The following is a 20,855-nucleotide window of genomic DNA, read 5'->3' as shown; positions in this document are numbered from 1 at the left end:
TCCGGCGTCCCGGCGGACAGTTGATGTCTCGTGGCTCACATAATTGGTATCTCAAATGCATATTGAAATATCGTCGTGTCATGCAGTTGACCCGGTTCACCGATCTCGGCCTGAGAATCGTCATGCGCCTGGCCGTCGAACAGCCTGGAGATCGCCCAGGCAGCAAGGACATTGCCGAGCAATTGGCAATCTCGTACACCCATGCTGCCAAGGTGATCGCTCGTCTGTCGGAGCTCGGAATTGTCGATGCTCGCCGCGGTCGCGGTGGTGGTTTGGCGATCACCGAGCTCGGTAGAACTGCGTCGATCGGCTGGCTCGCACGCCGTCTGGAAGGCGAGTCGGAGGTTATCGAGTGTGATGGATCGAACCCGTGTCCGTTACGAACCAGCTGCCTTTTGCGGCCGGCACTGCGGCGCGCACGAGAGGCGTTCTTTGCCTCTTTGGACGAGCTCCTCATCGAAGATGTCACCAGCCAACCGACGCGCGGGGTCCTGCTCACACTTCCTGCGATGCCCAGCAGGTTGCCAACAGTGAAAACAATGATCGGGGAATAGACATGCTTTCCACAGAGTCCAAAGAGGTCATCCGGGCCACGCTCCCTGTCGTCGGTGCTGCGATCGGTGACATCACGACGACGTTCTACCGCACCATGTTCATCGATCACCCAGACTTGGAACGCAATCTCTTCAACCGCGGCAACCAGAAGCAGGGCGAGCAGCAGAAAGCGTTGGCCGGTGCCATCGCCGCCTTCGCGTCCCTGCAGCTGGAAGAGGACCAGGACCGGGTGGACATGATCCTTACCCGCATCGCCCACAAGCACGCGTCTCTGGGCATCGAACCTGCGCAGTACCAGGTGGTTTACGACTACTTGTTCGGCGCGATCGCCACCGAACTAGGAAGTGCTGTCACACCAGAAGTTGCGGCCGCATGGACCGAGGTCTATTGGATGATGGCCGACATGCTGATCTCGATGGAGGCCGGCCTGTACAAGAGCGCCGGCGTCGAGATCGGTGATGTGTGGCGACAGGTCCGCGTGCTCGATCGACGTTTCGAATCGGCAGATACCGTTTCCTTCGTGCTCGCCTCCCTCGATGGCGAGCCGCTACCGAGTTTCATTCCGGGCCAGTACCTTTCCGTCGCGGTTCACCTCGAGGACGGGGCCCGCCAGATTCGCCAGTACAGCCTGTCCTCGGCTCCCATGGACGCTGACTGGCGGATCACCGTCAAGCGCATCCCTTCGAAGGTGTCCGCAGACGGCTCGGAAGTAGCTGCCGGTGAGGTGTCGAACTACCTGTTCAACAACGTCTTCGAGGGTGACATTCTCGATGTGACCACACCGTTCGGTGACTTGATGCTCACTGACGAGGATGCACCGCTGCTGCTGGTCTCGGCGGGAATCGGCTGCACTCCCATGATCGGCATGCTGAACTACTTGGCCGAAAGCAATGACACACGCTCCATCTCGGTGCTGCATGCCGACCGCACCCAGAGCGATCATGCTCACCGCGCCGAATTGGGTCACCTCGTCGATCGCATCCCTTCGGCGACCCTGCACCGCTGGTACGAGAACCTCGGTGCGCGTCCTTCGGACGATTCGATCAGCATGGGCCGCGCGCAGCTGAACAACATCGACGTCGCACCCGACGCGCACGCGTACGTCTGCGGGCCGCTGCCCTTCATGCTCGAAATTCGCAACGCATTGATGGACAAGAACGTTGCGACCGAGAACATTCACTTCGAGGTCTTCGGTCCGGACAGCATGGGAATTCAGCGCACTGCGTAAGCAGTAGAAGTTTCTCGCCGGTGAGGTCGGGCACCACAGCCGACCTCACCGGCTCAGTTTTGCCCCCACGCCGGATCTCAGCGCGGGCCGAACTGACGGTCCCCCGCGTCGCCGAGTCCGGGTACGACGATGGCATCCGCATCGAGCCCCTCGTCGATGCTCGCCGTCACCAGCCTTACCGGAAATGTCGAACTCTTCAATGCTGCAACGCCTTCGGGAGTGATCACCACGCAGACGACGGCTACGTCGGTGGCTCCGCGCGCAACCAACAGTTCGATCGTGCGCAACATCGAACCACCGGTAGCCACCATCGGATCGAGAACGAACACCGGGGTATCGGACAGATCGGCCGGCAAAGACTCGAGGTACGGCACCGGCTCGAGGGTCTGCTCGTCTCGCGCCATTCCGACGAATCCGACCCCTGACTGCGGGATCAGAGCGCTCGCCTGCTCGACCATCCCGAGTCCGGCGCGCAGTACCGGAACCAGCAGTGGCGGGTGCGCGAGCCGCACTCCGACAGTAGGCGCAACCGGAGTGATCACCTCGAACTGCTCCACCTTCGCATCGCGCATTGCCTCGTACACCAACGTGTGGGTCAGTTTCCGCAGCGCCGACCGAAAGGCCGCGTTGTCACTGCGCGCGTCACGCATCGTCGTCAGAAGTGTTGCCGCGAGCGGATGGTCGACCACATGCATGTCCATGGCCGAAGACTAAGGGGTACCTGCCTCTGGTCTGCAGGCGAAAATGTGCCGAGCCGCCCGGTCAGCGTCGGCAACATTTGACAGGGACTTCCTCACGGCGTGCACGTTGACTCGTGACCTATGACACCTCCTGATTCCGTTGGACCCGAAACCACCGTCGGGCCCTTGAGCGATTGTCTCGTCGTAGATCTTTCCCGTGCGCTTGCCGGACCGCATGCAGCGATGATGCTGGGCGATCTCGGTGCGCGCGTGATCAAGGTCGAGTCCCCCATCGGAGGTGACGACACTCGAAGCTGGGGTCCGCCGTTCGTTCCGGACGAGGACGGCGAACGGCACTCGACGTACTTCTTGTCGTGCAACCGCAACAAGGAGTCCATTGCCCTCGACCTCAAGGGCGACGACGGCCGCAACACGCTGACCGAGTTGATCGGGCGTGCGGACGTGCTTGTCGAGAACTTCCGTCCAGGGGTCTTGGATCGCCTCGGCTTCAGCATGGAGAAGCTACATGAGCTCAATCCGCGTCTGGTGGTCCTGTCGATCACCGGATTCGGTCACGACGGACCCGAAGGCGCTCGCCCCGGCTACGACCAGATCGCGCAAGGCGAAGCCGGACTGATGTCGTTGACCGGGCCGTCGCGCGAAGAACCGACACGGGTGGGCGTCCCGATCGGAGACCTCCTGGCGGGGATGAACGGCGCCTACGGCGTGGTCGCCGCACTGCATGAGCGCAACACCACGGGCCGCGGTCGAGTGGTGCGCACCAGCCTGTTGGCCGCCATCGTCGGAGTCCACGCTTTTCAGGGCACGCGCTACACCGTTGCCGGCGAGGTGCCCCGCCCGACGGGTGGCCATCATCCGTCGATCTGCCCGTACGGGCTGTTCCACTCGGCAGAGGGTCCGGTCCAGATTGCCGTGGGCAGTGAAGGATTGTGGCGCCGCTTCGCACCCGAGTTCGGACTCGACCGCCCGGAGTGGGCTACCAATCCACAACGTGTCGCCGACCGAGATGCGGTCATCGCCGCGGTCGAGGAAAAGTTCGGTGAATGGCCGAGCGACAAGCTCCTCGGTGTGTTGGACGACCTGGGCATCCCGGCAGGAAAGGTCCGCGATCTCGCCGAGGTCTACACGTGGGATCAGACCCGCTCCCAGGGTCTGCTGATCGACGTCGACCACTCTGCCCTGGGAAAGATCAGCCTGCCCGGGCCACCTCTACGGTTCGACGAAGATTGCGACGGTGCCGGTATGCGGACAACTCACGTCGCGCCGCCCACCCTCGATCAACACGGTGACTCCATCCGCGCATGGCTCGAGGCTGCCCGATGACTCGCGCGGGTGCACCTCCCAGGCTGGGGGCACTCGAACTCGTCGAACTGGTCGTCGACGCCGAAAGCTTCGTCCGATGGGACAGCCAACCTCTAGCCCCGATAGGGGTGCACGGACCACCGGAGCAGAGCTATCTCGACGAACTCGATGCGGCGCGAACGAGTACCGGTTTGGACGAGGCCGTCCTCACCGGCGAGGCGTTGCTCGACGGCCGTCGAGTCGCAATAGTCATGTGCGAGTTCAAGTTTCTGGCCGGCTCGATCGGGGTCGCGGCGGCGGAGCGATTGGTGCAGGCGATCGAGCGTGCCACCGCGGAGAAATTGCCGTTGCTGGCAGTACCTACCTCCGGTGGTACGCGGATGCAGGAGGGCGCAGTCGCCTTCATGCAGATGGTCAAGATTTCGGCTGCAGTCGCAGCGCACAAGTCCGCGGGCCTGGCCTATGCCGTCTATCTTCGCCATCCGACGACAGGTGGGGCGTTTGCCTCATGGGGTTCGCTGGGGCATGTAACTGCCGCCGAACCGGGCGCACTGGTCGGCTTCCTCGGACCGCGCGTCTACAAGGCGTTGTACGGCGAGGACTTCCCGGCAAATGTGCAAACAGCGGAAAACCTTGCCGCCCATGGTCTCGTCGACGCAGTGGTGCCCCCGGCGGAATTGCGCGACGTCGCCATCGCCGCCCTCGCTGTTCTGTGCGCTCCCCATGAGCCGCCACCGCCGGTTCCGAATGTGCCGCTCGAAAGTTTGGACGATGTTCCAGCGTGGGAGTCGATCGGTCGGTCGCGGCGTTCGGACAGGCCCGGAGTCCGGCGATTGGTGAAGGCAGCAGCGAACACCGTCACGCCGTTGCAGGGCACCGGTGCCGGCGAGTGGGAACCGGGATTGTTCTTGGCATTGGCAAAATTCGGTGCCTCGGCCTGTGTGCTGTTAGGCCAGGACCGCACTTTCGCAGATTTACCGCTCGGCCCCGCCGGCCTGCGGGAAGCGCGTCGCGGGATGCGACTGGCGGAAGAACTTCGGTTGCCGTTGGTCACCGTCATCGACACCGCGGGTGCCGCCCTGAGCAGGGAGGCGGAGGAGGGTGGTCTTGCCGGTGAAATCGCGCGCTGTCTGGTCGAACTGACCACGCTGACGGCACCGACGATCTGCCTGCTTCTCGGCCAAGGCGGAGGTGGGGGCGCGCTCGCGTTGCTTCCCGCCGACCGAGTGCTCTGTGCGCAACACGCCTGGCTCTCCCCTCTGCCACCGGAAGGAGCGTCCGCCATCAGGTTCCACACCACCGATCGCGCCGCCGAGATGGCCGATGCGCAGGGCGTGCGCAGCCTCGACCTGCTACGAAACGGGGTCGTCGACCGCATCGTGGCCGAACGACCGGACGCCGCCGATGAGCCCGCGGAGTTCCTGTCGCGGCTCGGCGAAGTGCTCGAACACGAGCTTGCGCAATTACTGGCCGCCGATCCTAAAGACTTGGTGGCCTCCCGCCTGGACCGCTACCGCCGCCTGGGTGTACCCCAATAACGAAAAACTCTGCCGGTTTGGGCAATTCTTGCCAGTGCAGCTACCCCACCCTGTAAGTAGCGTCACAGGAGTGAGGGTGCCGCACCGTGTGGTCACCGGCTGACTCTGCAGTACCCACAGTTCCCCAATAGAGGAGATTTCAGTGCCCGAAGCAATCGAGGTTCGCAAGGTCCCGCTGCACAACGTGTCCGATGCAAGCGAGCTGGCCAAGCTCATCGACGACGGAGTGCTCGACGCCGACCGTGTCATCGCGGTCATCGGTAAGACCGAGGGCAACGGCGGTGTCAACGACTACACCCGCATCATCGCCGATCGCGCTTTCCGAGAGGTACTGTCCGCCAAAGGAACCCGCAGCGCACATGACGTCGGCGAGGTGCCGATCGTCTGGTCCGGTGGAACCGATGGTGTCATCAGCCCGCACGCGACCATCTTCGCGACCGTTCCGGCAGAGAAGGCCGTCAAGACCGACGAGCCGCGCCTGACGGTCGGCGTCGCCATGAGTGAGCAGTTGATGCCCGAGGACATCGGTCGCACCGCGATGATCACCAAGGTCGCTGCAGCAGTGAAGGATGCAATGGCCAACGCCGGCATCACCGATCCCGCCGACGTGCACTACGTCCAGACGAAGACACCTCTGCTGACGATTCACACCATCCGTGACGCCAAGAGCCGCGGCAAGACCGTCTGGACCGAACAGACCCACGAGTCGATGGATTTGTCGAACGGCGGCACGGCACTGGGGATCGCCGTCGCCCTCGGCGAGATCGATATGCCCACCGACGAGGACGTCATGCACAGCCGGGAGCTGTACTCCGCGGTGGCTTCCTGCTCTTCGGGCGTCGAGTTGGACCGCGCTCAGATCGTCGTAGTCGGCAACGCGCGCGGCGTCGGCGGCCGCTACCGCATCGGTCACAGCGTCATGAAAGATGCACTCGATCAGGACGGCATCTGGGATGCGATCCGCGACGCCGGTCTCGAACTCCCCGAGCGTCCCCGCACCGGCGACTTGGACGGCAAGTTGGTCAACGTCTTCCTCAAATGCGAAGCGAGCCAGGACGGAACGGTCCGTGGCCGCCGCAACGCGATGCTCGACGACTCGGACGTGCATTGGCACCGTCAGATCAAGGCCTGCGTGGGCGGCGTCGCTGCGTCCGTGACAGGTGACCCGGCCGTGTTCGTCTCCGTGTCGGCCGCACACCAGGGTCCAGAGGGCGGCGGCCCCGTTGCCGCCATCGTCGACCTCGGCGAGTAGCAACACCCAGTTCGATCGGCGCCGCGCCGAAGCCGCACATCCAGGCTTCGGCGCGGCATCGCCCCCCGCACCACAGTCTTCGTCCAGTTGAAAGGAACACGCATGGCACACGCCATCGAACCCGTCGACGAGGGCGATGCCACCCTCGCGTACGCCGACCCTACGGCCGCGGGACCGAGTGACGCCCCGAGCGACCTCGTCATGCGCGATGCGCTCGAGCTCAGTGGCATGATCAAGCGCCGCGAGGTGTCGTGTGTCGAAACCATGACCACCTACCTCGACCACATCGAACTGCACAACGGAACTGTCAACGCGATCATCGCGTTGCGGGACCGCGAGGAGCTGCTCGACGAGGCGAAGGTGCGTGACCGTCAACTGGCGGATGGGCACTACCTCGGGTGGATGCACGGGTTTCCGCATGCGGTCAAGGATCTTTCGGCGGTCGAGGGTTTGCCGTTCACCTCCGGGTCACCCATTTTCGCGGACCGCGTTGCCGAGACCGACGACCTGTTCGTCAAGCGGATCAAGTCGGCGGGGGCAATCATCGTCGGCAAGACCAATACACCGGAGTTCGGATTCGGCTCGCAAACGTACAACCCGGTGTGGGGTACGACCGTGTCGCCGTACGACACCTCACGTACTGCCGGTGGCAGTAGTGGTGGAGCGGCCGCATCGTTGGCGCTTCGTATGCTGCCCGTGGCCGATGGCACCGACTACATGGGTTCCTTGCGGAATCCCGCCGCCTTCAACAATGTCGTCGGCTTCCGTCCGTCCTGGGGACGAATTCCAGAGTCCGGCTTCATCGCTCAGGGTGCAGTTTCCGGCCCGATGGGACGATCCGTCGCCGATGTCGCACACCTTCTTTCCACGATGGCAGGACCGGATGCCAACGCTCCGTTGGGAATCGACGAGGATCCCGAGATCTTCACCCGTAGTCTCGAACGCAACTTCCGTGGGGCGCGCATCGCATGGGTCGGCGACTGGGACGGCTACCTGGCGACCGAGCCCGGTGTCCTCGACATCTGCGAATCCTCGTTCGAGACGTTCCGGCAGATCGGCTGCACAGTGGAGAGCGCTCTGCCTGACTACAAGCCGGAGGACATCTGGCAGTTGTTTCTGAAGTGGCGGTGGTGGGCGCAGCTCGGAATGGTCGATCTGTACGACGACCCACGGACCCGTGCCCTGATGAAGCCCGAGATGCTGTGGGAAATGAAGAACGCCGTCACACTCTCTGCGCTCGATGTCACGAAGGCAGCGGAAGCTCGCAACAGCTGGCAGACGGCGTTGACGAAAATGTTCGAAACGTACGACTTCATTCTCGCGCCGAGCGCACAGGTATTTCCGTTCGACAAGGACACGCATTGGCCGGAGAGCATCGCCGGACGCCCGATGGATACCTACCATCGGTGGATGGAGACCGTCGTTCCGTGGACGATGACCGGCGTTCCCGTTGCCGCGATGCCGGTCGGGTTCGATCCGCGTAACCTTCCGATGGGAGTCCAGATCATCGGACGCCATGGCGCTGACCGGGCGGTCTTGCAGCTTGCCTACGCCTACGAACAGGCAACTCAGTGGGTCCGGAGCGTCCTTCCTCCCGCGCTTCGGACGAACTGACCCCCACTGCTGGCCTAACGGCGGACAGGTAAAGTCGAACAATGAATGAAACTGTCGGCGATCTCACTCCGCGGACACGGGCTTTGTCGACTCCGGCAAGCTACGCGTTGACGGTGGAAGAACTTCTTGCGCTTCCCAGCCTGACCGGCTCGCAGTTGATCGCGGGCAAGGGCGGTCTCGAGAAGGTCGTTCGACGGGTCAACGTCATCGAGGTGCCGGACATCCTGCCGTGGGTCAAGCCGAACGAACTGTTGGTCACCACCGGCTTCCCCCTCCGACACGCGGACTCCGGTCGCCCGTTCGACGCTCATTCGCTGGTCGAACTCGTCGAAGGTCTCGCCGAACGTGGCGCCGCGGCGCTCGGTGTCAAGGAGGGCAGATACTTCGGCGACGTCCCCGCAGCGATGATCGACGCGGCCGATCGACTCGATTTTCCGCTGTTCCTCATCCCCCGGGACATCGGCTTCGACGAGGTGATGTCCGAGGTTTACACCCACCTGGTCGACAGCCAGGCATGGGCACTCGACGTCGCCGACCGCATGCACCGCGCATTGACCACGATCGTCCTCGAAGGTGGTGATCTTCCCCAGATCGCCGACGAAGTGGCGACGCTGTTCGAGGCTGCTGTCGTCATCTGCTCCCCCGACGGAAGAGTGCAGGCGACAGCGGGAGCGAGCGCAGATCTCGAAGCCCTCGACGCCTTGCCGTTGTTCGATCCCTCCGGCCGCTTACATACCGAACGTCTCCACCAGGGTCTTCAACCGGCACCCGGAATGGCGGCCGGTCAGATCGCGGTGGCACCGATCAATGCCGGCGGCACCGACCACGGCCTCATCGTTGCGGTTGCACGGGCAGGTGGTCTCGGACCGGTGACGATACAGGCGCTCGAGCGTGCTGCGACCGTCGTTGCTTTGGCAGTGACGAAGAAGCTCGCGGTGTCTGCGGTGGAATCGAAATTCCGTGGTGACTTCCTGCGCGATGTCCTCAACGGTGCAGCCGAGCCCACCGATCAGATCATCGAGTACTGCTCCCAGCTCGATTGGGACGTGAACCGAAGCATGGTCGTCATCGTGGCGCAGCTCGACCAGGTAGCCGAAGCAAATGCGGGACAATCGGTTCAACCACCCGTCGTCGGGCGGATGCCACATGAGCGACTCACCGCTGCATGGCAACAGGTCGTGCGCCGCCGCGACCGGTTCGCTCCGGTCGTCGGATTCAGCCACGAAGTGGTGACGCTGATGCCGGCAGAGCAAGGGGATGCACGCACAGTCGTCGAGGACCTGATCGCCTCCGTCGCGGGCGACAGTGGTGGCGGCAGAAATTCGTTCGGAACCGGAGTCAGTCGCGTCATCGCCTCCGTGGCCGACATTCCGCGGGCCTACGATCAAGCGCGCAAAGCTGTCATGGTCGGCCGCCGCATGAACGGTGCGGGTTCGGTGGCACATTTCGACAGCCTCGGGGTGCACCGGCTGCTGTCCCTGGTCGATGACGGCAACGAGCTGCAGGCCTTCGCGACGGAGGTGCTCGGTTCGCTGGCGGGAGAGGATGCCGACGCAGTCGATCTGCGTCAGACCCTGCAGGCGTTGCTGGATACGAACTGCAACGTCGCCGAAACAGCGCGGGTCCTGCATTTCCACTACAACACGCTGCGCTACCGAATCGGAAAACTGGAAAGCATCCTCGGTCATTTCACGACGGACCCGATCCTGCGTTTGGATGTCGCCTTGGCGCTTCGGGTTGTGGAGATGAAGGGCTTGTGACGCGGTGATCCATGTCGAGTCGACCGAGCAGCTGAGGAGTTTGTCCTGTGTTACAAGGTAATTCGATCGGTGCCGATGCCCGCTCGGTCGCCGAGGCCGTGTCTTCTCGCTCGATGCCCGCCCGCGAGGTGATCGAGCAGCACCTCGCTCACATCGATCGAGCGAACCCGCGGCTCAACGCGATCGTCACGGTAGCCGCCGAGTCCGCGAGGCAGGCTGCAGACGAGATCGATGCGCGCCTGGCACGCGGTGAATCCGTCGGAGCTCTCGCCGGAGTCCCGTTCACCGTCAAGGATTTGATCGCCACGGCCGGAGTCAGAACAACCGCAGGCTCGACGGCATTGGCGGACAACGTACCTCGCGTCGACGCACCGGCAGTCGCCCGGATGCGAGCCGAAGGCGCGATATTGATCGGGAAGACCAACACTCCGGAGTTCGGTGCCAGCGGACTCACCCACAACGACCTCTTCGGATACACCTTGAATCCGTTGTCGCCGGACGGAATCGACCGCTCCCCCGGCGGGTCCAGTGGTGGTGAAGCGTCCGCGATCGCCTCGGGAATGAGTGTTGTCGGACTCGGCACTGATTTCGGCGGCTCGGTTCGATGGCCCGCGCATTGCACGGGCTTGTGTTCGGTACGGCCGACGGGTGGCCGCATTTCCCCCGACGGCCAGTATCCCGGTGTCATGTTCGATGAGCGAGTGCTGACGAACGCCGCCACCATGCACGGCAGCGTGCAAACGATCGGGCCGATGGCGAGGAATCTCGACGATCTGACGTCGATGCTGCGCGTGCTGTCCTCGCCCGAATATCGATGGGCGGACCCGGCAGGCGTGCGTCTCGACGAGCTCGACGTCCGTTGGGCCGCAGGCGAAGGCACCGTCCCGGTATCGGCGGAGATCGTCGCCGCGGTGACGGAATCGGCGGAGCGGTTGGCACCGTCGGTGAACTCGATGCAGCCCTACTCGGGCGCTGCACTGCGGCAGGCGAACGATCTGTTCACACGAATGCGCGCCGCCGAAACCCAAACCGACATCCTGCAGTACGGGCCTGCCACTGGATTCGGCGAGAACATTCGAGAAGTTCTTGCAGCTGTCCGGCCCACCCCTCGCACCGATGCCGAGGCGCTGTGGGCAGAGCGCAGCGTCCTGCGGCACGAACTTCTGTCCACGATGGGCGATGTACTGATTCTTCCCGTCGCCTCGATCCTGGCGCCGCCTATCGGTGAGACGCGGTTCGACGTCGATGGCACTGTGCTGTCGTGGTCCGAAGCACTGGCCAGCAGCCGCGCGATCAGCATTCTGGGCGTGCCGTCGGTGGTCGTACCGGTTGCGACCTCTGCATCCGGGCTTCCCATCGGAGTGCAGATCGTGGCCCGGCCATGGCAGGAGCACAACGCTCTCGCTGTGGCCGCGCTGTGCATGCGTAAGCCTCCGCACTAACAGCACCCTCGGCACCGGGCGGATCCTGCCGCGATGGCGAGTTCCGACAATCACTTCCACACTATTTGGGCGAACTCTGTCGCTGGTAACCGGACGCCCGGAAGATAACGTGATCACCATCACTTCACTCCCGGAAGGAGAGCAACAACATGCGGGATCTCCTCGACGATCTGGCCCCTTGGCTCGAACGCCACGAGCCGTTCGCTCTCGCGACGGTTGTGCGCACCTGGCAGTCCTCCCCCAGACCAGCGGGCGCTGCGATGGCCGTCTCGAAGTCCGGCGACGTCGTCGGCAGTGTGTCCGGCGGCTGCATCGAAGGTGCGTTGTACGAACTCGCCCAGGAAGTGCTGGCCGATGGGCTTGCCCGAACCGAGACCTACTACGTCGCCGACGACGATGCGATCGGCGTCGGCCTGACCTGTGGCGGGACCATCGAAGTCTTCCTTCGGCTGATCAGCGGACACGCGTGTGCCGAGTTCGCCGAGGTGTCGCGGCTGATCGCCGAGGGTACGTCCGTGGCGGTGCTCACCGACCTTCATGTCGGTGAGCCGACTCGGCATGCCGTGGTCAGCGAGGACCGCACCTGGGGCGAATGTGCCGGACCTGGCCTCGCCGAGGTTCTCGACGGTGACGAGTCGTTCAGGAGCAAGGTCCGTGACCTCGTGCAGGCAGGCGAGTCCGGGCTCGCAGTCCTCACCCATGGCGAGAGCGAACAGGATCGCCCGCTCGAGGTGATGGTCGAGCTGTTCGGACCGCCCCCACGGATGTACATCTTCGGAGCGATCGACTTCGCCGCAGCGATGTGCAGGCTCGGGAAGTTCGCCGGCTTCTACGTCACGGTCATCGACGCCCGCGCAGTGTTCGCGACGCGCGCGAGGTTCCCGGACGCCGACGAAGTCGTGGTCGCGTGGCCGCACACGTTCCTCGAAACCGCTCCCGTGGACGAGCGCACCGTGATCACCGTGTTGACCCACGACGAAAAGTTCGACATCCCGCTGCTCGAACATGCGCTGCGAACCACCGCGGTGTACATCGGCGCACTCGGAAGCCGTGCCACACACGACCGCCGCGTCGACCTTCTTCGTGGCCGGGGAGTGACCGAGGCCGAGTTGAATCGGCTGCACTCGCCCATCGGGCTCGATCTCGGTGCCCGCAACCCCGCCGAAACCGCAGTGTCGATCATGGCGGAGGTCCTCAAGACCTCTCGCAACGCCACCGGCCTCGAACTGCGTACGCTTCACGGACCGATTCATCGCGAACGCAACTCACTTTCGGCATCGGTGGACGAGCGTGCAGACCTCGGATCGAGCGCACGTTGCTGACCCGCTCTACCGCTATCGCTGCCCGGGTGACCGACGGCGGAGCTGAGAGTACGACGGTGGAGAGCATTCTCGACACGGACTTTCTGTCCGAAGGTGTGGTCATCGCCGGGCGCGAGGGCCTCGGCCGGATCGTCGATCGCCTCACCCTCATCGAGAACCTCGAAAGCATCCGGTTCTGGATCGGTGCGCAGGACCTGGTTCTCACAACAGGATTCGCGCTCGCTCAGTGCACCGAGCCGCTCTCCTCGTTCGTGTCGGCCGCACATTCTGCCGGGGTCGCCGGCATCGTCATCCACTTCGACGAAGACATCACCGCGATCGGCGACGGCACCCGCGCCGTCGCCGATGAACTTCACTTTCCGTTGATCACCGTGTCGGAATCGTTCGCACTCGATCACGTACTGGCGCGAGGCGTGCGCGATCGGGCGCAGCAGCAGGTACGGACGATGTACCGGTCGGAGCGGCTGCGACGGCTGCTGGTGGCGAAGATGGTTGCCGGAGGCGGCGTGGCCGAGTTGGCCTCGGCGGCGGCCGCGGAACTCGATGCTGCGGTGTTGATGACGACCTCGGACGGAAGAAGGTTGGCGACGGCCGGCGCTGACGAAGAAGTTCGGGCGCTCTGCCGCAGCTCGGCGCTTGACGCCACCGGAAGGTTGAAGACCGATTCGACCGACGGAGGCCTGGGGTTGCGCGCGACGGACGAGGGCTCGATCGCGGTGTGTGCGATCGCGGCGAACGGCATCGACCACGGACGGGTCGCCGCCTTCAGCCGACATCGGACGCTCTCGACGCAAGATCTACACGTGGTCGACGCGGCGGCCGCGGTGTTCGCACTCGCCGTGACCCGTGACCTCGCGCTGTCGAAGATAGAAGAAAAGCACCGCGCCAATTTCCTACGTGACCTCCTGCTGGGCAGGGGCGGGGAACATGCACACGCGGTGGCACACGCGCAACGCTTCGGCTGGAACATCGGCAGACCAGTCGTCGTGGTCGTCATCGAACCCATCCCTGGAGTCGATGCCACGCGGCAAACACCCGACCGCATGCCGCTCGTCGACCGGCAGATGATGGCGTTCTCGGGTGCGCTGGCGCAGCGGGACCCGCACGCTGCCATTGCAGCGCTGGGTACCGAAACCGTCATCATGATGGGGGCCGGGCCGAACACGGTGAACGCGATCCGCGACATCATCGACAGTGTGCGCGGCGACGGCGGAGGCGGTCGACAGCCCTTCGCCGTCGGTATCTCACGCTCCTGTACTTCGGTGGAGGACATTCCGGGGATTTACGGTCAAGCCCGAACCGCACTGAAAGTAGGCCGCCAGATATACGGGACCTGGGCGGTCACCACATTCGATGATCTGGGCGTATTTCGTCTACTCAGCTTGGTCGAGAACGACGATGAACTCACCTCGTTCACCAAAGAAACTCTGCACGAACTGACCGAGCAGACAGCAGAAGCACGAGATATGCGAAAGACACTCGAAATGTTGCTCGCGACGAATATCAATATCGCTGAAACTGCCCGAAATCTACATTTTCACTACAACACTCTGCGATATCGCGTCGTCAAGCTGGAGAAAATACTCGGCCCTTTCACCGAACGCCCCGATTTACGTTTGGACCTGTCTCTGGCTCTCAAGATCATGGCAATGCGCGGTATCGATCACTACATGTGACGGTCATCCAATCGAAATATTGGCAGATTACGCTCATGGTCGTTCGAAAAGACCGCAATACCGTTCTCTTTCTATAGCGATATAGAAATGCACTTCAATTCGTGAAACTGCTGCGTCTACAACGAGAAAGAAAGGCTTCACAATGCCGATCTGGAAGATTCACGGGGACGGAAAGAATATCCTTCCGGGCGAAGTCGTCGCGCCGAACGAGCGGTTGAACTGGGGGCGCACTGTCAGCCTCGGAGGACAACACGTCGTCTCCATGTTCGGGGCAACATTCGTCTTCCCGATCATCATGGGCCTCAATCCCCAACTCGCCATTCTCATGTCGGGGTTCTGCACGATCTTCTTCCTGCTGGTAGTCAAGGGCAGGATCCCCAGCTACCTGGGAACCTCAGCGGTCTTCGTCGGTGGCGTCGCAGCAATTCGGGCACAGGGCGGGACGTCGGCGGAAGTCACCGGCGCGATTCTGGTCGCCGGCTTGGTGTTGGCGATAATCGGTGTCGCCATTCACTTCATGGGCGGCGGCGTGGTGGTCAGGATACTGCCCCCGGTCGTCACGGGCGCGGTGGTGATGTTGATCGGATTCAACCTCGCACCGGTAGTGGCAAGTGTCTACTGGCCGCAAGACCAGTGGGTCGCGTTGGCCGTGATGTTCGTCCTGATCGTGCTGAGCGTCGCGCTCCGTGGATTCCTCGGCCGTATCGCCATTCTGCTGTCGCTGGTATTCGGATATGCGTTGTCCTGGATTCTCGATCTCTCATTGGGACCGATCACCTCGTACGACGCCACCGCAGGTGCGGTGACCGAACACTTCCGCGTCAGCTGGGCAGGCGTGGAGTCCTCGCAGTGGTTCGGCCTACCGCCGTTCTCCGATGAGGCCAACGGCATTGTCGGTATCCACGCACCCTCGTTCTCTCTGGCGTTCATCATCCTCGTGCTCCCGGGTGTCATCGCACTCATCGCCGAGAACGCCGGGCACGTCAAGGCCGTCGCCGAAATGACCGGCGACGACTTGGACCCACTGATGGGTCGCGCCTTGGCCGCCGACGGCATCGCCACCGTCATGGCCAGCGCGGTCGGAGGCTCGCCCACTACCACTTACGCCGAGAACATCGGCGTCATGGCGGCAACCAAGGTGTACTCGACAGCTGCTTACACCGCGGCAGGCATCATCGCGATGATCCTGGGATTCTCGCCGAAGTTCGGTGCCATCATTTCAGCGACACCGGGCGGTGTGTTGGGCGGAATCACCGTGGTGCTCTACGGGATGATCGGCCTGCTCGGCGCCAAGATCTGGAAGGAGAACGGTGTCGACTTCGGCAATCCATTGAACATGATGCCCGTCGCAGCCGGCCTGATTCTCGCCATCGGTGATACCTCCCTGGTCTTCAGCGACTCGTTCTCGTTGACCGGGATCTCGCTGGGCACGATCGTCGTGATCGCTCTGTACCACCTGTGTGCACGTATCGCTCCCCAGCATATGCGACCCGGCAACACCTCCGCCCCTGACGGAAACGGCCCGGAGCAGCGCACACTGGGGGACGCTATGGGACCACGACGCACGAGAGATGCCGGCGACAACGGAGAGGTCGACACCCTCGATCCGGTGCGGTAGCGAGCGATTGCAACTTCACGCAGTGGCCTTTGTCACTTTTAGACGAGACACTTATCAGCACAGGCAGGCAGGATCGGACTATGAAACCTTCGCCACTGAAATATCATCGGCCTCGGTCGATCGAGGAAGCGTGCGAGGTCCTTGCGGGGGTCGATGGCAAGGTCCTCGCAGGTGGGCAATCGCTCATTCCGATGCTGTCGATGCGTTTGGCTGCGCCTGGAACTCTCGTCGACATCACCGGGATCGAGCGGCTCGACTCCATCACCGCATCCGCAGAATCAGGTGTGACCTTTCAGGCGCTGGCGACGCACGCGTCGTTGGCTTCGAACCCCGGAGCCAACGACGTGCAACCACTGCTCGGCCGCACGCTGCAGTTGGTCGCGCACGCGACGATCAGAAATCGCGGAACCACCGTGGGATCGATCGTCCACGCCGACCCGTCGGCGGAAGTTCCTGCAGTACTTCTCCTGCTCGACGGTTCGGTGACCGTGCAGTCGGTGCGGGGACGTCGCGATATCGCCGCTCGTGATCTGTTCCTGGGGCCGCTGGAGTCTTCTCTCGAGCCGGACGAGATAGCGATCAGTGCAACCGTGCCGGCGGCCCGAAGGGGCGTTGGCACGGCGATCGACGAAATCGCCCGCCGGCATGGCGATTACGCGCTCGTCGGTGTTGCAGCACGCGTCGAGGTGGCAGACTGCGTGGTGACGAGCGCTCGCGTCACCTATGTCTCTGCCGGTGAATTCGGCGAAGTGATCGACTATACGGACGTCATCGGAGGTGCCTCGGTGTCCGACGACCGGGATCCTTTGTGGAACGTGCTGTCGGAGGCTGCGCGCAAGCGCGTCGAAACCGAGGCCGATATTCATGCCACTGCGCGGTATCGCTCCCAGCTCGTCGCGGCATTGACTGCGAGAGTGGTCATGGCGGCCGCGCGCGATGCAGCACTTTCCTTGGCAACCAGGCCGTCGACGCTACGTGTCGACGCCGGAGAGAAATAACGATGACAAACCGAGACGTCGAAACACAGCTTTCCGATTTGATGGCCGAGACCGGCGAACAACACGTGGTCGTGTCGTTCACGCTCAACGGTACGAAGCAGACGATCATCGTTCCCGCACGAACCATCGCTTCGGACGCAATCCGCCACAATCTTCGGCAGACCGGAACACACGTGGGATGCGAACACGGAGTCTGTGGCGCATGCACGATCTTGTTGGACGGCAAGCCCGTCCGTGCCTGCTTGATGCTCGCCGCCAGTCTCGAAGGGCAGTCCGTGACCACGGTGGAGGGTCTCGTCGAGCCGGACGGCACCTTGCACCCTGTGCAGCAAGCATTCATGGATTGCCACGGACTCCAGTGCGGATTCTGCACCCCGGGCTTCGTCACCACTATCGCGGCTTTTCTCGAGGAGAACGACTCTCCGACGCAGGAGGAAGCCACCGAGGCGATTGCCGGCAACATTTGTCGGTGTACCGGTTACCAGAACATCAAGGCATCGGTGTTGCGTGCTGCCGAGATCAAGCGCGAGCGAGCGGGTGAGTTCCCCCTCGGCAAAGACGACGCGTCGAGCCGGGCCGCGTTGGAGGGCAAAGTGCGATGCAAGACCAATCCTGTAGGCGGACGGGCAGGCCGAGCATGAGTATCGCAAACAAGACCGCAGCAAAGACATCCAACAGCACCGCCCCCCTGTTCGGTCAGCCGCTGGCACGCTCGGAGGACACCCGACTGCTCAGCGGGGAGGGTAGGTACCTCGACGATCTGGGGCATGGGGCACTGATCGCGGCGTTCGTTCGCTCTCCACACGCGCACGCAAGGATCACCGACATCGAAGTGGACGCAGCACTGGAAATGCCGGGTGTCCATGCCGTCTACACGTACGAGGATTTGGCCGAGGATTCCGAAGCGATGGCCGAAGGGCTCCCGCTTCTGATTCCGCACCCCGCAATCATCGCTCCCCGCAACGGCTTTCCGTTGGCCAAAGACGAGGTCAATCACGTCGGCGAGGCGATCGTCATGGTGGTGGCACGCAATCGGTATGTCGCCGAGGATGCGTGCGCGAAGATCGAGGTCACCTACGAGATCCTCGATCCGGTGGTGGGTATCGATACAGCTCGCCGCGCCGATCGCCAGGTTCACCACGATGTGCCGGACAACGTCGCTGCGCACCTGCACCACGGCTTCGGTGACATCGATGCAGAGTTGGCGAGAGCGCCGCATCGGATCACCTTGAATCTCGAGGTGGAACGGTCCGCGTCGATGCCCATGGAAGGTAAGGGTGTCTACGCACGCTGGGACAGCGACGAGGAAACACTGACGTTCTGGTCGTCGACGCAGACCTCGACTTCCGTTCGCGCAGCCGTCGCAGCACGACTCGGCATGGCGATGAACAAGGTGCACTGCATCGCTCCCGACGTCGGCGGCGGCTTCGGCGTCAAGATCATGCATCCCTGGCCAGAGGAAGTCATGGTGACCTGGGCTGCCCGACAATTGGGCAAAGCCGGCATCTCGAACGAGGTCAAATGGGTGGAAGACCGCCGTGAACACTTCATTTCGAGCGCCCACGAACGCGGTCAGGTGCAGGAAGTCACGATTGGGTTCGACGACGACGGCCGCATGCTCGCATTCGACTTCACGCTCTGGCACGACAATGGCGCCTACCTGCCGTACGGGATCATCGTCCTCATCAACACTGCGACGCAGGTGCTCGGCCCGTACAAGCCGGTGTCCTTCCGCGTCAACGGTTATTCGCTCTACACCAACACCGTGATCGTCATCCCGTATCGCGGTGCCGGCAGGCCGCAAGGTGTCTTCGCGATGGAGCGGTCGATGGACGCGATCGCCAAGTATCTCGGTAAGGACCGAATCGAGGTTCGCGAGAAGAACATCATCAGGCCCGAGGAGATGCCGTACGACTTCGGCCTGATGTTCCAGGACGGCCGTCCGCTGATCTACGACACCGGTGACTACCAGGCCGGGATCGACAAACTGAAAGCCTTGATCGACTGGGACAGTTTCCCCGCGTACAAGAAACAGGCTGCGGCAGAGGGTCGCTCGGTCGGCATCGGGATCGGCCAATATGTCGAGGGCACCGGACCCGGACCGTACGAGGGCGCCCATGTACTGATCGAAACCTCCGGCAAGATCAAGGGAGCCACCGGGCTCACTACTCAGGGCCAGGGTCATCAGACGACCTTCGCGCAGATCGTCGCCGACGACTTGGGCGTGGACATGTCCGATATCGAGATCGTGACCGGCGATACTCGTCGATTCGGTTATGCAGTAGGCACCTTTGCTTCCCGTGGCGCGGTCATGGCGGGTTCGGCCTTTCATGTGGCAGCGCAGATGGTGGCGGAGAAAGCGAAGAAGGTCGCCGGCAACGCACTCGAGATCGATCCACTCGACCTCGAACTGCGCGGCGGACACGTCTGCAAAATCGGCACCGAACCGGGCGCCGACGGCACGTCCATCGCGCTCGGAATTGTTGCTGTACTGTCGAATCCGCTTCGGTACGCATTCGATGCGGAGTCCCGCCTTGCGACACAGTTCGCCAACGTGGACACCGACATGACCATTCCGCCGATCCCCGAGGGCGAGCAGCCGGGGTTGGAAGCCACCGGCTACTACTCTCCCCCGAGGTCGACCTTCGCATCCGGTATCCATGCCGCCATCGTGGAGACCGACCCGGTCACGGCAGAGATCCACGTCGAGCGGTATGCCGTCGTGCACGACTGCGGCAATGTGATCAACCCGAGGATCGTCGAGGGCCAGATTCACGGCGGCGTCGCACAGGGAATCGGCGGGGCGCTCTACGAGAAGATCGTCTACGACGAGCACGGACAGTTGCTCAACGCATCCTTCATGGATTTTCTGCTGCCCTTCGTCACCGAGGTACCCGACACGATCGAGATCGACCACACCGTCACCCCGTCCGGCCTCAATCCGCTCGGCATGAAGGGCGCCGGTGAGGCCGGAGTCATTCCGACCACGGCAGTCATCGCAGCAGCGATCGAAGACGCCGAGGGCTTCGCGATCACCTCGATGCCCATTTCCCCATCAGACCTGTTCGAGCTCCGACTCTTACACGCAAGTGCCGAGTCGGAAGATGAATCACCCAAGGAGAACTCATGAGAATCGCAGGCACCGCGCAGTTGACAGCACCTCCCGCCGAGGTGTACGACAGCATGCAGGACGGCCGAGTTCTGGCGGCGACCATCCCCGGCGTCCAGTCACTCGATCAATTGAGCGACGACCACTACAAGCTCTCGTTGATCGCCGGTGTGGCAGCAATCAAGGGCACCTACGACGGCGAGGTCCGGCTCTCGCAGCAGAACCGGCCCGAGTCCTTCGTGATGACCGCTTCCGGAGCGGGAGCGCCGGGCACGGTGCGCGCCGATGTCACCATCCGGTTGGAGCCGACGGAAAATGGCGGCACCCTCCTGAGTTACGACGCCGATGCCGTCGTCGGCGGGATGGTCGGCGGTGTCGGTCAGCGGATGATCACCGGTGTCGCCAAGAAGATGGCGGGCGTGTTCTTCAACGGACTCGACGGCGTCATCGCGAACGGCATTCCGGAGGCCACCGTGGTCGCTGTGGAGGCCGGTGTCTCCGAGGTCGCCGCTGGTGCTCTCCCGCAGATCGCTGCCGCTACCGGCGGACGGATCGCCGCAGGTCCGGCGCCGGCAGGTGCGTCGGCGCAGAGTGTCTTGGTTGCCGCTGCGGCCGGGGCGGCCATCGCTTTGGCCGGAGTTCTCATGGGCGGCATCCTGGTTCGAAAAGAACGGTAGGTCATCACTGCTGGGCTGCAACTCCCAGCGCTTGCTCGACTGCGAAAGGCCGCTCTCCCGTGT

General features: G+C 63.2%; 16 protein-coding genes. 15 read left to right on the top strand and 1 reads right to left on the bottom strand.

Annotated elements, in window-relative coordinates:
- The first annotated feature begins 80 nt into the window (after positions 1 to 80).
- A complete protein-coding gene (locus BJI47_RS10635; protein ID WP_088943696.1) occupies positions 81 to 554 on the top strand; it encodes an Rrf2 family transcriptional regulator in 474 nt (157 codons plus the stop codon).
- Between the two features lie 2 nt (positions 555 to 556).
- Positions 557 to 1,783: a globin domain-containing protein gene (locus BJI47_RS10630; protein ID WP_088943695.1), complete on the top strand. Its 1,227-nt coding sequence runs from the start codon at positions 557 to 559 to the stop codon at positions 1,781 to 1,783.
- Between the two features lie 77 nt (positions 1,784 to 1,860).
- On the opposite strand, the gene upp is transcribed toward BJI47_RS10630, so the two are convergent.
- Entirely contained in the window at positions 1,861 to 2,484 is a 624-nt protein-coding gene (upp, locus tag BJI47_RS10625; protein ID WP_088943694.1) for a uracil phosphoribosyltransferase, read from the bottom strand.
- Positions 2,485 to 2,604: 120 nt separating this feature from the next.
- Here upp and BJI47_RS10620 point away from each other — a divergent pair, with 120 nt between their 5' ends.
- The 13 genes from BJI47_RS10620 (at position 2,605) to BJI47_RS10560 (ending at position 20,792) form a co-directional block, all read left to right on the top strand.
- Positions 2,605 to 3,807, top strand: a complete 1,203-nt coding sequence (locus BJI47_RS10620) for a CaiB/BaiF CoA-transferase family protein (RefSeq protein ID WP_088943693.1) — start codon at positions 2,605 to 2,607, stop codon at positions 3,805 to 3,807.
- Positions 3,804 to 5,324, top strand: coding sequence for a carboxyl transferase domain-containing protein (locus BJI47_RS10615; RefSeq protein ID WP_088943769.1), 1,521 nt, complete (start codon positions 3,804 to 3,806; stop codon positions 5,322 to 5,324). The genes BJI47_RS10620 and BJI47_RS10615 overlap by 4 nt, the downstream gene beginning before the upstream one ends.
- 142 nt (positions 5,325 to 5,466) lie before the next feature.
- On the top strand, positions 5,467 to 6,576 hold the full coding sequence (locus BJI47_RS10610; RefSeq protein ID WP_088943692.1) for a ring-opening amidohydrolase: 1,110 nt from the start codon (positions 5,467 to 5,469) through the stop codon (positions 6,574 to 6,576).
- A gap of 102 nt (positions 6,577 to 6,678) precedes the next feature.
- Positions 6,679 to 8,190: an amidase gene (locus BJI47_RS10605; protein ID WP_088943691.1), complete on the top strand. Its 1,512-nt coding sequence runs from the start codon at positions 6,679 to 6,681 to the stop codon at positions 8,188 to 8,190.
- Between the two features lie 41 nt (positions 8,191 to 8,231).
- On the top strand, positions 8,232 to 9,950 hold the full coding sequence (locus BJI47_RS10600; RefSeq protein WP_088943690.1) for a PucR family transcriptional regulator: 1,719 nt from the start codon (positions 8,232 to 8,234) through the stop codon (positions 9,948 to 9,950).
- A 47-nt stretch (positions 9,951 to 9,997) separates the two neighbouring features.
- Positions 9,998 to 11,392, top strand: coding sequence for an amidase (locus tag BJI47_RS10595; RefSeq protein ID WP_254900509.1), 1,395 nt, complete (start codon positions 9,998 to 10,000; stop codon positions 11,390 to 11,392).
- Positions 11,393 to 11,541: 149 nt separating this feature from the next.
- Positions 11,542 to 12,714 (top strand): XdhC family protein, encoded by a 1,173-nt coding sequence (locus BJI47_RS10590; RefSeq protein ID WP_088943689.1) that lies wholly within the window; start codon positions 11,542 to 11,544, stop codon positions 12,712 to 12,714.
- The gene (locus BJI47_RS10585; protein ID WP_254900508.1) at positions 12,708 to 14,390 is read left to right on the top strand and encodes a PucR family transcriptional regulator ligand-binding domain-containing protein; all 1,683 of its coding nucleotides are present in this window, start codon (positions 12,708 to 12,710) and stop codon (positions 14,388 to 14,390) included. The genes BJI47_RS10590 and BJI47_RS10585 overlap by 7 nt, the downstream gene beginning before the upstream one ends.
- 142 nt (positions 14,391 to 14,532) lie before the next feature.
- Positions 14,533 to 16,008, top strand: a complete 1,476-nt coding sequence (locus BJI47_RS10580; protein WP_088943688.1) for a uracil-xanthine permease family protein — start codon at positions 14,533 to 14,535, stop codon at positions 16,006 to 16,008.
- A gap of 80 nt (positions 16,009 to 16,088) precedes the next feature.
- Positions 16,089 to 17,006 (top strand): xanthine dehydrogenase family protein subunit M, encoded by a 918-nt coding sequence (locus tag BJI47_RS10575; RefSeq protein ID WP_088943687.1) that lies wholly within the window; start codon positions 16,089 to 16,091, stop codon positions 17,004 to 17,006.
- 2 nt (positions 17,007 to 17,008) lie between these two features.
- Complete coding sequence (locus BJI47_RS10570; protein ID WP_088943686.1) at positions 17,009 to 17,647, top strand: (2Fe-2S)-binding protein; 639 nt, start codon at positions 17,009 to 17,011, stop codon at positions 17,645 to 17,647.
- Positions 17,644 to 20,136: an aerobic carbon-monoxide dehydrogenase large subunit gene (cutA, locus tag BJI47_RS10565; protein ID WP_088943685.1), complete on the top strand. Its 2,493-nt coding sequence runs from the start codon at positions 17,644 to 17,646 to the stop codon at positions 20,134 to 20,136. The genes BJI47_RS10570 and cutA overlap by 4 nt, the downstream gene beginning before the upstream one ends.
- Positions 20,133 to 20,792 carry a carbon monoxide dehydrogenase subunit G gene (locus BJI47_RS10560; RefSeq protein WP_088943684.1) on the top strand — a complete coding sequence of 220 codons (660 nt, stop codon included), beginning with the start codon at positions 20,133 to 20,135 and terminating at the stop codon, positions 20,790 to 20,792. The genes cutA and BJI47_RS10560 overlap by 4 nt, the downstream gene beginning before the upstream one ends.
- The last annotated feature ends 63 nt before the right edge of the window (positions 20,793 to 20,855 follow it).

This window comes from Rhodococcus sp. 1168, from assembly GCF_002091955.1.
Lineage (GTDB): Bacteria > Actinomycetota > Actinomycetes > Mycobacteriales > Mycobacteriaceae > Rhodococcoides.
Note: the sequence above shows the minus strand (reverse complement) of the source record. Positions and strands in the feature narration are given on the sequence as shown.